The 12,703-nt window shown below is 70.2% G+C and carries 10 protein-coding genes; 4 read left to right on the forward strand and 6 right to left on the reverse strand.

The genetic code is table 11. The annotated features are described in order from the left end of the window. Window positions 1-55 precede the first annotated feature (55 nt). Window positions 56-583, forward strand: coding sequence for a MarR family winged helix-turn-helix transcriptional regulator (locus tag FSYMDG_RS22710; RefSeq protein ID WP_013872505.1), 528 nt, complete (start codon window positions 56-58; stop codon window positions 581-583). 79 nt (window positions 584-662) lie between these two features. Here FSYMDG_RS22710 and FSYMDG_RS05005 read toward each other — a convergent pair whose 3' ends face one another. Further along, window positions 663-1,103 carry a gamma-glutamylcyclotransferase gene (locus FSYMDG_RS05005; RefSeq protein WP_013872506.1) on the reverse strand — a complete coding sequence of 147 codons (441 nt, stop codon included), beginning with the start codon at window positions 1,101-1,103 and terminating at the stop codon, window positions 663-665. Between the two features lie 566 nt (window positions 1,104-1,669). Here FSYMDG_RS05005 and FSYMDG_RS05010 point away from each other — a divergent pair. Then, window positions 1,670-3,112, forward strand: a complete 1,443-nt coding sequence (locus FSYMDG_RS05010) for an NAD(P)H-quinone dehydrogenase (protein WP_013872507.1) — start codon at window positions 1,670-1,672, stop codon at window positions 3,110-3,112. 158 nt (window positions 3,113-3,270) lie between these two features. On the opposite strand, the gene FSYMDG_RS26745 is transcribed toward FSYMDG_RS05010, so the two are convergent. From FSYMDG_RS26745 to FSYMDG_RS05025, 4 genes are all read right to left on the reverse strand, one after another. Continuing rightward, complete coding sequence (locus FSYMDG_RS26745) at window positions 3,271-3,837, reverse strand: DUF5313 family protein (protein WP_013872508.1); 567 nt, start codon at window positions 3,835-3,837, stop codon at window positions 3,271-3,273. A 58-nt stretch (window positions 3,838-3,895) separates the two neighbouring features. Next, window positions 3,896-5,665, reverse strand: a complete 1,770-nt coding sequence (locus FSYMDG_RS05020) for an acetyl/propionyl/methylcrotonyl-CoA carboxylase subunit alpha (protein WP_013872509.1) — start codon at window positions 5,663-5,665, stop codon at window positions 3,896-3,898. Between the two features lie 336 nt (window positions 5,666-6,001). Beyond that, a complete protein-coding gene (locus FSYMDG_RS24000) occupies window positions 6,002-6,253 on the reverse strand; it encodes an acyl-CoA carboxylase subunit epsilon (RefSeq protein ID WP_013872510.1) in 252 nt (83 codons plus the stop codon). 30 nt (window positions 6,254-6,283) lie between these two features. Next, on the reverse strand, window positions 6,284-7,891 hold the full coding sequence (locus tag FSYMDG_RS05025) for an acyl-CoA carboxylase subunit beta (RefSeq protein WP_013872511.1): 1,608 nt from the start codon (window positions 7,889-7,891) through the stop codon (window positions 6,284-6,286). 146 nt (window positions 7,892-8,037) lie between these two features. Between FSYMDG_RS05025 and FSYMDG_RS05030 the strand changes: the two genes are divergently transcribed. Continuing rightward, window positions 8,038-8,829, forward strand: coding sequence for a biotin--[acetyl-CoA-carboxylase] ligase (locus FSYMDG_RS05030; protein ID WP_013872512.1), 792 nt, complete (start codon window positions 8,038-8,040; stop codon window positions 8,827-8,829). Window positions 8,830-9,102: 273 nt separating this feature from the next. Further along, a complete protein-coding gene (locus tag FSYMDG_RS05035; protein WP_013872513.1) occupies window positions 9,103-9,633 on the forward strand; it encodes a PH domain-containing protein in 531 nt (176 codons plus the stop codon). Between the two features lie 99 nt (window positions 9,634-9,732). On the opposite strand, the gene FSYMDG_RS22715 is transcribed toward FSYMDG_RS05035, so the two are convergent. Next, window positions 9,733-11,862, reverse strand: a complete 2,130-nt coding sequence (locus FSYMDG_RS22715; RefSeq protein WP_165440837.1) for an Hsp70 family protein — start codon at window positions 11,860-11,862, stop codon at window positions 9,733-9,735. Between the last annotated feature and the right edge of the window lie 841 nt (window positions 11,863-12,703).

A 12,703-nucleotide genomic window follows, 5' to 3' on the forward strand; every position in this document is an offset into this window, starting at 1 on the left:
ACTGACCTCCGCAACGGTACCACTGTCGATTGTGAAGCCGGTAATGGTTTGTCTTATGGGTGACACGCCTACGGTGAACGCTGACCGTGACATCGCGATATCTTTGCGGGAGCGGGTTTTCTATGCATTTGCCCGTTTCGGCCCTGCCTGGGTGCGCTATCTACACGCGTCCGTAGGGCTCGGTGGTCTCAGCCCGGCCGGCGTCCGGCTGCTGTCGGCGCTGCGCCACCATCCGCGGCCGCCCATCATGCGCGATCTCGTTCAGGACCTCGGCACCACGGCCCGGGCCGTGACCGGGCTCGTGGACACCCTCGAGCAAGACGGTCTGGTCCGCCGTACCCGGCACCCACGCGACCGCCGGGCGATACTCATCACCTTGACCAGCAAGGGTGAACAGGTGGTGGACCGCGTCGGGCAGGAGCATGTCGAGCGGGCGTCGGCGCTGTTCGGCGTGCTGTCCGAGCAGGATCAGGCCGATCTCGTCCGGATCCTCGGCGTGCTGGGGGACGAGCTGGTCGCGCGAGGGCAGGCTGTCCAGCCCCGCGGACTCGGTTGCGGGCCTGGCGTCGGTGAGAGCAGCTAAGATCGCGGGCGGGCCGCAGCGTGGCGTGTGGACCGCCGGCACCGGCAGAGGCCGCGCGACGAAGAGCGCGACCGGGGCGTCAGGCGGTGGGGCGGTTGCGCAGATCGGCCACGTAGTCGGACGGCGCGCCGGCCCGCTCGGCCGCGTCGGCCATGATGGCCACGTACCGTTTGGACGGCAGCCCGCCCTCGTAGGCGTCCAGCACATACGTCCAGGCCAACGTCTCGCCGTCCAGGGTGAAGATCCGCACGCGGATGCGGGTGTAGAGGCCGGCCTCCACACCCTCCCAGACGTCGAGCTGCCTGAGGTCACGCTTGGCGACGTCGTAGAGCATCACGTACACCTGGGAGCCAGGTGACTCGACGATGGTGGCCAGCGCGCCTTCCCAACCGACGTCCTCGCCGCCGAAGGTGAGCCGCCAGTTGCGGATCCAGCCGGTCCCGATGACGGGGGCGTGGGGTGCGCGTTCCTTCATCTGGGCCGGGTCGAGGTTGCTGCCGTAGGCGGCATACAAGGTCATCGTGTGCGTCCTTCACCGGCCCGGGCGCCGAGGTCGTGGCCGCGGCGGCAAAGAACTACCTGGAGGATCTTCACTGGTCCCTACCCGTACCCACTTCCTCCCCCCGCGGGCGCGGATGCGCCGCGCGGGGAACCCTCGGCCACTTCCGGCCGACCTCGCGGACCGTATATCTGCCCGGACCCGTCCGATGTGCCACGATCGATCCGACCACGATCCGACCATAACTACCTGGGCGGCCGTGGGATCCTGATCGCGACGTCCGTGGACCCGACTTCGTGTGACAACGCGGACCGTAACCACGTCGCGGTGGCAGGCGGTCTCCCGCGGGGCACCGCGGATCCGGTCGTCGATGTTCGACAGCTACGCGAAAGACAGTGTAGACCCCGACCATCCCGGATCCCGACCATCCCGGACCTTGGCCATCGGTGTCCCGATCCGCCCGATGCCGGCCCGGCGGGGGAGCGTCCGCGCACGTCGGCCGAGTGACTGTTCATGCGATGGTTGCTCACACATCGGACAAGGCAAGATAGCTGGTGGGAATCCCACCCACCGAAGGGAGCGCGCAGGTGCCGCGAATCGTCATTCTCGGAGGCGGACCCGGAGGGTACGAGGCGGCTCTTGTCGGGGCTGAGCTTGGGGCGTTCGTCACGCTCGTCGATTCGGACGGGGTGGGTGGTGCGTGCGTCCTCACCGACTGTGTCCCGTCCAAGGCGTTGATCGCCACGTCGGCCGCGATGACGGAGCTGGCCGCGGCGCCGTCCCTGGGAGTCCGACTGCGTGACGGTGGGCACGTCCTGCCGGAGGCGGGCTGGGACGCCGGGGCGGCGCCCGGCCCGGGGCTGCCGCCCGGCATCGGTGTGGACATCGAGCGGGTTCACGCCCGGGTGCGGGGGCTTGCCGCGGCGCAGTCCCGCGACATCGAGACCCGGTTGGAGAAGGAGGCCGTCCGGGTGGTGCACGCCCGCGGCCGGCTGGTCGGCCCGCACGCCGTCGAGGTCGCCTCCGGGGAGGCGTTCTTCGGCGACATCATCCTGATTGCGACCGGAGCATCACCGAGAGTTCTTCCGAACATCGAACCGGACGGTGAGAGAATTCTCACCTGGCGTCATATCTATGATCTTCGGGAGCTGCCCGAGCATCTGATCGTTGTCGGCTCCGGTGTCACCGGCGCCGAGTTCGCCAGCGCCTATCAGGCGCTCGGTGCGAACGTGACGCTCGTCTCCTCCCGGGACCGGGTGCTGCCCGGGGAGGACCCGGACGCCGCCAAGGTGCTCGAGGAGGTCTTCCAGCGCCGCGGGGTGACCGTGCTCAGCCGGGCCCGGGCCGAGGCCGCCCGCCGGGTCGGTGACAGCGTCGAGGTCGATCTCGCGGACGGCCGGACCATCACCGGCAGTCACGTCCTGATGGCCGTCGGGTCGGTGCCGCGGACGTCGGACATCGGGCTTGCCGAGGTCGGGGTACGCCGCACCCCGACCGGCCACATCGAGGTCGACCGGATGTCGAGAACGTCGGTGCCGGGGGTGTACGCCGCCGGCGACTGCACCGGGGTGCTGCCGCTGGCGTCCGTCGCCGCGATGCAGGGCCGGATCGCCATGTGGCACGCGCTCGGCGAGGCGGTCACGCCGCTGCGGCTGGGCACCGTGTCGTCCAACATCTTCACCGAGCCGGAGATCGCGACGGTCGGCATCTCACAGAAAATGATCGAGTCAGGCGCGGTGGCGGCGCAAACGACGATCCTCCCACTGGCGCGCAACCCGCGCGCGAAGATGCAGGGCATCACCGACGGTTTCGTGAAGCTGTTCTGCCGGCCTGGCAGCGGCAGCGTCCTCGGCGGGGTGATCGTGGCACCGCGAGCATCAGAGATGATCTTTCCGGTTTCGCTGGCGGTGGCCAACGGTCTCACCGTCGATCAGGTGGCCCACACCTTCACAATCTACCCGTCGGTGTCCGGCTCGTTGACCGAGGCAGCCCGCATCGCCATGCCCCGGGACCTGTTCGCGAGCTTCTGACCAGCGCCAGCCGCGGTTGACAGCCGCGGCTGACGGGTCGCGCGCCGGCGGCGGGTGCTGGTCGGCGGGTGTGGCCGGCAGAGGCTGTCAGAGGGCTCTCAGAGGGCCGGTCCGGCTGACGGGTCGTTCCGGGCGGCGGCTGCGTGGCCGCCCGGGGGTCAGTGGTCGTCCGCCCCCGGGCGGTCGCGGCCGGTTCCCGTGCGGTCATGATCGATATTTGTGTGATCGGCAGTAGCGTGATCGGTGGCCGCGTGGCCGGCGTCTTCGGGGCCGGTGTCCTCGTCCTCCTCGGGTGGGAACACCGGTGGGAAGCCGTGCTGGACGAGACGACGGTTGCGGAAGTAACCGGCGGTGGCGAACCCCAGGCCGACCGCGATCGCCAGCAGGACGATCGCGATGGTGAGCCGGATGTTGAGGCGCCCGGGCAGCAGCGCGAACATGACGGCGAACGGCAGCATGAGCAGCGGCGGTCGGGACGCCTGCCGGACGCGCCACCGTGGCCCGGTCAGATCGTGGGAGATCCACTGGTTGTACCGCGGGGGCAGCGTCCCACCCACCAGGTAGTAGATCCGGCCGGTCAGCGGCGGCCGCTCGGCCGATGCCGGTTCGGCGGGTACCGATCCTGACGCCGGTGCCGCGCCGCCTGGCCGCGTCGAACTCCTCGCGGACGGCGGGTAGGCCCCGCCCCGGTCCGTCCCGCTGTCGTCCGCGCCGTCGGTGCCCATGAGCACCAGCCTACGAACTACGAACGAACCGGGGCGGGCCGGGCGGGCCCCGGCTCCACTAGTCCTTGATCTCGCAGAGGACGGCGCCGCTGGAGACGACCGCGCCGACGGTCGCGGTGAGCCCGGCGACGGTGCCCGCCCGGTGCGCGGTGATCGGCTGCTCCATCTTCATGGCTTCCAGGACGACGACGAGGTCACCGGCCTCGACGGTGTCCCCGTCACTGACCGCGATCTTGACGATGGTGCCCTGCATCGGGCTGGTCAGCTCGTTCCCGCTGGCCACGCGGGCGGCCTTGGCGCCGGACCGCCGCCGTGGCCGGGCTGCTCCAGCGCCGGCCGCCGGGCCGCCCGCGGCGACCGCGCCGAAGCCCGCGGGCAGGACGACCTCCAGACGCCGGCCGCCGACCTCGACGACGACCGACTCGCGGGCCGCCTGCTCGGTGTCGGCGTCCACCCCGCCGGTGAAGACGGGGATGGTGTTGTCGAACTCGGTCTCGATCCAGCGGTTGTGCACCCGGAACGGCTCGGTGGCGTCGGCCGGCGCGAACGCCGGATCCCGCACGACGGCCCGGTGGAACGGCAGGACCGTGGCCAGGCCCTCCAGGACTGTCTCGTCCAGGGCACGGCGGGCACGCTCCAGGGCCTCGGTGCGGGTCGCGCCGGTGACGATCAGCTTGGCGAGCAGCGAGTCGAAGGCCCCGCCGATGACGGCGCCGGACTCGATGCCGGTGTCGACGCGCACGCCCGGCCCGGTGGGCGCGACGAACCGGGTGACCGTTCCCGGCGCCGGCAGGAAGTTGCGGCCAGGGTCCTCGCCGTTGATGCGGAACTCGATCGAGTGCCCTCGGGGGGCGGGGTCGACCGGGTCGAGCGCCTCGCCCTCGGCGATCCGGAACTGGGCCCGGACGAGGTCGATGCCGCTGGTCTCCTCGGTGACGGGGTGCTCGACCTGTAGCCGGGTGTTGACCTCGAGGAAGCTGATCGTCCCGTCCCGGCCGATGAGGAACTCGACCGTGCCCGCTCCCACGTAGCCGGCCTCCCGGACGACCGCCCGGGACGCCTCGTAGAGCGAGGTGCGCTGCTCCTCGGTGAGGAACGGTGCCGGCGCCTCCTCGACGAGCTTCTGGTAGCGCCGCTGCAGGGAGCAGTCCCGGGTGCCGACGACGACGACCGTGCCGTGGCTGTCCGCGAGGATCTGGGTCTCGACGTGGCGGGGCTGGTCGAGGTAGCGCTCCACGAAGCACTCGCCGCGGCCGAAGGCGGCGGTGGCCTCCCGCACCGCGCTCTCGAACAGTTCGGGCAGTTCCTCGGCGTTCCAGGCGACCTTGAGCCCGCGGCCACCGCCACCGAACGCCGCCTTGATCGCGACCGGCAGCCCGTGCTGTTCGGCGAAGGCCACCACCTCGTCCACGCTGGCGACCGGGTCGGGGGTGCCGGGTGCCAGCGGGGCGCCCACGGCGAGGGCGATGTGGCGGGCGGCGGTCTTGTCGCCCAGGCGCCGGATGGCCTCGGGAGGCGGTCCGATCCAGGTCAGCCCGGCCTCGATGACGGCCTCGGCGAAGTCGGCGTTCTCCGACAGGAAGCCGTATCCGGGGTGGACGGCGTCGGCGCCGCTGGCACGAGCCGCATCGAGGATCTTGTTGATCCGCAGGTACGAGTCACCCGGTGTGCTGCCGGAGAGGGCGTACGCTTCGTCCGCGATGCGTACGTGCAGAGCGTCGATGTCAGGCTCCGCGTATACGGCGACACTGGCATATCCGGCGTCGCGGGATGCCCGGGCGACCCGGACAGCGATCTCTCCCCGGTTGGCAATGAGGATCTTACGCACGTTTCTCCCGTCCTCGTTCAGCGTGGCTGAGTCTAGGCGAGTTCGGCGGCGCAGGCTGTTGTTCTGGCAATGTTAAAGGAATCCTTGTGCGGGTCCTGTACCGCCAGGGCCGTGGCCGCCGTGGTGGACTCGATGACCAACATTGATCGGCTGGGTTTGTTGGTCGGGTCCCTGCTTGCCGAGATCGCGTTGGTGGTGTAATGAATCGATCATGAAAGGCGCCGGGGAATGTGTATCCTCGGCGCCCACAAACCTGCCATTCTCGCTGTTTCGCGGAGCTGGTGCGGATGTCCGGCCCCGCGAAACGGTCGGTGATATCCGACTGTGATCGAATGATTACCATTCGGCTCGGGTTCGGGTACCCGGAGTGAATCCCGTCCAACGCCACCCGTCCGGTCCGGAATGCACGGTTCGTCGCAGCGTCGCGGACCGGTCCGACCAGGCCGAGGGGGGCGGGGCGGGGGCTGCCGCCGCCCCCGCCCACAGGCAGAGCACCGCTATCAGGGCGGCTATCTCCTCGGCGGACGCGTTCGTCGGTACCACCTGTAGGTGCGGGCGTGGGACGCGGCCGTCGCCAGCACTGCTCATCTGATCATCCTTTCGTGGCTCCCGGGAGGGTCACAGCGGGATGTTTCCGTGCTTCTTGGGAGGAAGCGACTCCCGCTTGGTCCGCAACAGTCGCAGCGCCCGGATCACCTCACGCCGGGTCTCCGACGGGAGAATGACCGCGTCGATATACCCGCGCTCGGCCGCTATGTACGGAGTGGCGAAATGCGAGGTGTAGTCGGCGATCAGCTCCGCGCGACGGGCATCGGGATTCTCGGTGGCGGCGAGCTCACGCCGATAGATGATGTTCACGGCGCCCTGGGCACCCATCACCGCGATTTCCGCGGTCGGCCAGGCCAGGTTGACGTCGGCGCGCAGATGTTTCGAGCCCATGACGTCATAGGCGCCACCGTATGCCTTACGTGTGATGATGGTCACTTTTGGTACCGTTGCCTCGGCATAAGCGTATATAAGCTTTGCGCCCCGGCGGATGATGCCGTTCCATTCCTGCGAAGTTCCGGGCAGAAAGCCCGGTACGTCGACCAGCGTGAGAATCGGGATGTTGAACGCGTCACAGGTCCGGACGAAACGGGCCGCTTTCTCACTGGCGTCGATGTCGAGGGTGCCGGCGAAATGCATCGGCTGGCTGGCGACGATGCCGACGGAACGCCCGTCCACCCGGCCGAACCCGCAGAGCAGGTTCTGCGCGAACTGGGCGTGGACCTCCAGGAAGTCACCGTCGTCGAGCAGGTAGCCGAGCACCGTGTGCATGTCGTACGGTGTGTTGGACGAGTCCGGGATGAACGTGTCCAGCTCCGGTGTGACCTCCGCCTCCACGTCGGCCACCTCGGCGAAGACGGGCGGGTCCGTCAGGTTGTTCGACGGCAGGAACGCCAGCAGCGCCTTGGCGGTCTCCAGGCAGTCAGCCTCGTCCGCGGACTGGAAGTGCGCGACCCCGCTGCGGGAGTTGTGGGTGTGGGCGCCGCCGAGTTCCTCCATGCCGACGTCCTCACCGGTGACGGTCTTGATGACGTCCGGACCGGTGATGAACATGTGGCTGGTCTGGTCGACCATCAGCGTGAAGTCGGTGATGGCCGGGGAGTACACGGCACCACCGGCACACGGGCCCATGATCAGTGAGAGCTGCGGGACGACTCCCGACGCCAGCACGTTGCGATAGAAGATCTCGCCGTACAGTCCGAGCGCGACGACGCCCTCCTGGATGCGCGCGCCGCCGGAGTCGTTGATGCCCACCACCGGACAGCCGGTCTTCAGCGCCAGATCCATGATTTTCACGATCTTCTCGCCGAGAACCTCGCCGAGGCTGCCGCCGAAGACGGTGAAGTCCTGGCTGAACACACACACCTGGCGGCCGTCGACCGTGCCGTAACCGGTCACCACACCGTCACCATACGGACGGTTGCGGTCGAGGCCGAAGTCGTGCGCGCGGTGCCGGGCGAGGGCGTCCGTCTCAACGAAGGAGCCCGGGTCGAGGAAGGCCTCGATCCGTTCACGGGCCGTCAACTTGCCTTTGGCATGCTGTGCGTCGACTGCCCGTTGAGAACCGGCATGTACCGCTTCGTCGGTCACGCGCTTCAACTCGGCGATTTTGCCGGCAGTTGTGAGAGGATCGGGTACCGGATCGTGCGAGGGGTTCTGAGCGGGAACGGGAAGCGCCATGCCGGGCAGCGTACGGCCGTCGTGGCCTCCCGTGCTCGATTCTGCGACAACTACCTCTTGATCCGGGCGCGTGGCCGCGGTGCGATATGACTTTCAGCCGTCGGCGGTGAGGATGCGGTGGGACTCTGGCTGACATGTGGACATCGATGACGCGGCACCGGCGGTTTCCGCTGGACGCCGGCCTGCTCGCGGCCGCGCTCGCCGGGGACGGCCTGAGTGTTCGGGTCGTCCAGGAGACCGGTTCGACCAACGCGGACCTCGTCGCCGCCGCGAAGACCGGTGCCGGCGAGGGCCTGGTGCTCGTCGCCGAGCACCAGTGGGCCGGTCGCGGGCGCCTCGACCGGTCGTGGGCGTCGCCGTCGGGCGCGGGCCTGACCTTCTCCGTGCTGCTGCGGCCGGCAGTGCCGGCGGGAGCGCTGGGCTGGCTGCCGCTGGTCACCGGCCTGTCGCTGGCCTCGACACTGCGTGAGTTCGCGGGGATACCGGCGGGCCTCAAATGGCCGAACGACGTGCTCGTGGCCGGCGAGAAACTGGCGGGGATCCTCGCCGAGGCCGTCCCCGACCGGGACCGCTCCGGGACGGTCGCGGTGATCGTCGGCATCGGCCTCAACGTCGACAACGACGTCGACGAGCTGCCGCCGGGGGCCACCAGCGTCGCGTTGCGCCAGCGGCAGGAGTCGCGGCCACTCGTCGGCCGGGGGGAACTGCTCATCGAGCTGCTGCGGGGGCTGGTCAGGGTGTACCGGCGCTGGCTCGCCGAGCCCACCGCCACCGCGGCCGCCTACCGGTCGGTGTGCGACACGCTCGGCCAGCGGGTACGGGTCGAGCTGCCCGACGGATCGGTGGTCACGGGCACCGCGACCGACGTGGACGATCACGGCCGGCTGGTCGTCGACGGGCGGGCGTTCGCCGCCGGGGACGTCGTCCACCTCCGCTGACGCCCCGCCCCGGCCCGTGCGTCCTCGGTGAAGCCGCCGCTGACGTTCGCCGGCGCCACCATCGGCTCGGGCCCGTGCGCTCTCGGGTAGAGCTACCGCCTCCTGAGCGGTTGGCGGTGGACACCCGGCTGGCCCACGCGCCCGCGGGCAACCGCGCCGTCGGTGACGCCCGGCCATGGCTGTAATGGTGTGCCGTCCCTCGGCTCGGCCTGCCTCTCGGTTCGGCCCGCCCCTCGGCTCCGTCGGCCGCCGCGGCGGTGAGACCATCGCCGGGTGGGATTCCCGGACAACATTCTGACCAGCGACGAACAGGTCGTGTTACATCTGCATCCGCACTGGATCAGGCTGACCGGACCAGCGGTGGCCTTCGTCGTGCTTCTCGGCCTGACCCTCTTCGGTGTGCGGGCTGTCCCGGCGGGCTCGTTCCAGCAGGCGGCCCAGTGGCTGATCGTCGCGGCCGGGGCGGTCCTGCTCTTCTTCACAAGCTTGCGGCCGTGGTTACGATGGGTAACCACCCGCTACGTGGTGACGACGGAACGGGTCGTCGTCCGCGCGGGAATCCTCTCCCGCTACGGCCGGGACATCCCGTTGCTCCGGCTCAGCGACGTCTCGTTCAGCCGTTCCTTCTGGGAGGGCCTGGTGGGATCCGGCACACTCTCGATCGACAGCGGGGGGCAGCGCGGTCGGCTCGTACTGGTGAACCTGCCCCATGTCGAGGAGGTGTATGCCACGCTCTACCGGTTGGCCGAGGAGAACGCGGCACGGCTGCGCGGCCCCGCCGACGACAGCGGTTATCCGCGTTAGCGGTTATCTCCGTTGGCGGCCGCCCGCTGTCAGCGGTTGTTCCTGCCGGCGGTTTTTCTCGTTGGTTGTCCGGTTGTTTCCGCCGGTTGTGCGACCGGGTCAGGCCAGCGGGTCGAATCCCTGCCACCACTTGAAGAGGGCCGCCGCGTCGGTACCCTGGGCGGCAAAGGCGGTGAGATCGTCGTCGTAGCTCCAGAAAATCACATAGTTACCGCCGTCGTGATAACACAGCAGTGATCCGACGTCCACGTTCGGCCGGCTGGTCACATGCCAGGTTTCAATACGGTTCCTGCCGGTACGGCAGGAACCGTCCTCGGTGATCTGGCCCGACCGGTAGTCGATGTCGTTACGCAGTGAGCCGCTGTCGTAGTAGTGGAAGGCGCGTACCAGCGTCCCGCTACTCGACCGGCAGGTCAGGGACGCTTCTATGTCGGAGTCCTCGTCGTCCGAGTTCCCCACGCAGTCGTCTATCTCGGTGGGATCCAGCGTCGCCTCCAGGTCGCTCTGGGCGGCGGTGAGGCCGCCGGTGAACCTGGCACTCGGCGGTGTCGTGGCCGGGGTCGCCGACGGCCGTCCGGACGTCGACGTGGCGGCGCCCGTCGGCCCGGCGGGGATCACCGGCAGGGTCGGGCCGGCGGACGCCCTGCCCCCGGGCTTGTCGGAACCGGCCACGGTCAGCGCGATCACCGGGACGGCGACGGCGATCAGGACAGCCGCAACGATTCCGATGATCAGCCCGGTTCGTCTCGGTGTCGGCTGTCCCGGCGGTCCGCCGGCCGGGTACGGGCCCGGCTGGTACGGATCCGCCGGGTACGGACCGGCCGGATAGCCGCCCGGCGGGTATCCGCCCGGCGGCGGATAGGAGCCAGGCGGGGGATATCCGCCTGACTGCGCGAAGCCGCCCTGTGGGGTGGTCGGCGGATAGGGGTGCTGGGCGCCGGGCGGGAACTGCCCGTACGGGGCCCTGGCGGTGGGCGCGTACTCGTCCGGTGTCCCGGGCTGGTACGACCCCTGCGGCCCGGACGGGTACTGCTCCTGCCCCTGGCGTGGCTCCGCGTCGGGGCCGGCTGCCGCCCGGGCCGGCCCGGCCTCCGGGAGGAAACGGGTCGCGTTGAGGTCGGGACCAGGCTGCGCGGGGACGGCCCCACCGGCCGCCGCGGCCCCCACGATCCCGCCGGCCGCGGCGGCCCCCGCAGCCCCACCGATCCCCGCGGCCCCACCGGCCGGGCGCCCCGGCCCGTGGCCCGTCGGCGCGGGGCCACTGGCCGCGCCGACGGCGACCAGTGCGCCCAGCGCGACCGCGTACCGCGGGTCGCGAGGCGGGCGGGGTGAGACGCCGACCATTTCCAGCAGCAGCGCTGATATCCGCGGTATCTGGGTCGATCCGCCGACGAGGAACACCTCGGCGAGCCCGCCTGGCCGCACACCCGCGCTCTCGGCCGTCCGGATCAGCTCCGCCACGGTGGCGCGCAGCTCGCCCTCGATCACGGCCTCCAGGTCCGCCCGGGTGAGCTCGATGTCCCCGACGGATCCGCCGGCCCGGACGGTGTGGCTGGTGGCGGTCGACAATGCTTCCTTCGCCGCGACGACCTGCTGACGTATCTGGCTGCGCGACCGCTGGCCGGACGGGCTCTGGTCGGCCCACAGCGCGTTCCAGGCCTGTGAGTCGGTCTTCGTGGCCCGCTCGCCGATCCTGCGCAGCAGGATGTCGTCGATCGTGTCGCCCCCGAAGCCGGGGTTGCCGCCTGGCTCGCCGCGGATGTCGAACCCGCCGGGTGTCGCGGTGAGAACGGTCGTCGCCAGGCTCGTGGCACCAAGATCGTAGACGGCGAGGGTCGTCCCCGGCTGGAAACCGGCCGGATCGGCCTGCCAGCGGGCCGCCGCGACTGGTTCCGGGAGCAGGGTGACGCTGGTCAGGCCCGCCCGGAACGCGGCGGCCCGCAGCCGCTCGACCTCGGCGGAACCCCAGCGGACCGGCGCGGTGAGGACCACCTGCGCCGGCGGCGGGCCCGGGAAACGGCTCATCGCCTCGTGCGAGACCTGGCGCAGGAGGGCCGCGACCAGCTCGATCGTGGGGATGGCCGTGCCGCCGAGCTGCACCTGCTCGGTGCTCTCCAGCGCCCGCAGAGGGCAGGGCTGCGCGCGGTCGGGATGCGTCACCGCGATGTCGACGGCGGCCGAGCCGGTCAGCAGCCGGCCGTCGTGGCTCAGGCTGACAACGGCGGGCATTGGTCCGTCCGGACCTAGCGGTAAGGGTTCCGATCGGCCGTCGACGGCGGTCGCGGCCATGGTGAAGCCAGTGCCGATATCGACCGCGAGTGTCAGTCCGGTTGCCACGTCCCCCCCGGCGGGTCAGGTATGCAGATCTTCTGATGCGGTCTGCGTGGATACGGCGGCACATCATCCGGTGCGGCGGCCATGGTCCGGGTCACGGGGTGGGCTGTACCCGACGGATGTCCGATCGCGCGGGCGGTGCTCGCGTCGGCCAGCATCCATCGGACACGGCCTGGGCATGGTGGCTGCGCCGACGGTGTCCGAGGCGGGACGAATCCTCCCCGGTGCGTCTGTGAACCTTGGCTGATACTACGCAGGGTTGCCGTGCGTCGGATTCCTGGTTGCCGGCCCGGGAGCATGTTGACGCCGACGCGCGACGGCGGGAGCGTCCACACCGCCTGCCCGGGCAGCATTCCCGGGCAGTGCGGGTGAGCCGCGTTGATCGAACCGTGCCGGTGGGTCGTGCCAGCCAAACCGTGCCGGTTGAACCGGCCGACCGGTATGTACCGGCGAACGGCTGCCCGACAGACCCGACAGGCCGCGGGACGGGCAAACCATGCGATGGGTACGGCAGCGACGGCCTCCGGCGGCATGTCGTCCCGCGGGGCGGTTCTCCTCGTGGTCGGCCCTGGTTCACCTGGCCGGCCGGGACACGAGCAGGCCCGGGGCCGGCCAGTCGGCCGAGACGGGGCGAAAAGTGCCGTACGGTGCGGCCGTCACAGGAACGGAACCACGCTGGAAAACCAGGAGCATCCGTTCCGGTGCAATCCGTCCCAGATGTTTACCAGCGGCTTTT

The organism is Candidatus Protofrankia datiscae, assembly GCF_000177615.2.
GTDB lineage: Bacteria > Actinomycetota > Actinomycetes > Frankiales > Frankiaceae > Protofrankia > Protofrankia coriariae.

What these genes read in the sequence shown, in the direction of transcription:
- FSYMDG_RS05005 (WP_013872506.1), bottom strand. Translation starts at nt 1,103, where the DNA reads ATGACCTTGTATGCCGCCTACGGCAGCAACCTCGACCCGGCCCAGATG.
- FSYMDG_RS24000 (WP_013872510.1), bottom strand. Translation starts at nt 6,253, where the DNA reads ATGAGCAGTGCTGGCGACGGCCGCGTCCCACGCCCGCACCTACAGGTG.
- FSYMDG_RS26745 (WP_013872508.1), bottom strand. Translation starts at nt 3,837, where the DNA reads ATGGGCACCGACGGCGCGGACGACAGCGGGACGGACCGGGGCGGGGCC.
- FSYMDG_RS05030 (WP_013872512.1), top strand. Translation starts at nt 8,038, where the DNA reads ATGACGCGGCACCGGCGGTTTCCGCTGGACGCCGGCCTGCTCGCGGCC.
- FSYMDG_RS22715 (WP_165440837.1), bottom strand. Translation starts at nt 11,862, where the DNA reads ATGCCCGCCGTTGTCAGCCTGAGCCACGACGGCCGGCTGCTGACCGGC.
- FSYMDG_RS22710 (WP_013872505.1), top strand. Translation starts at nt 56, where the DNA reads ATGGGTGACACGCCTACGGTGAACGCTGACCGTGACATCGCGATATCT.
- FSYMDG_RS05025 (WP_013872511.1), bottom strand. Translation starts at nt 7,891, where the DNA reads ATGGCGCTTCCCGTTCCCGCTCAGAACCCCTCGCACGATCCGGTACCC.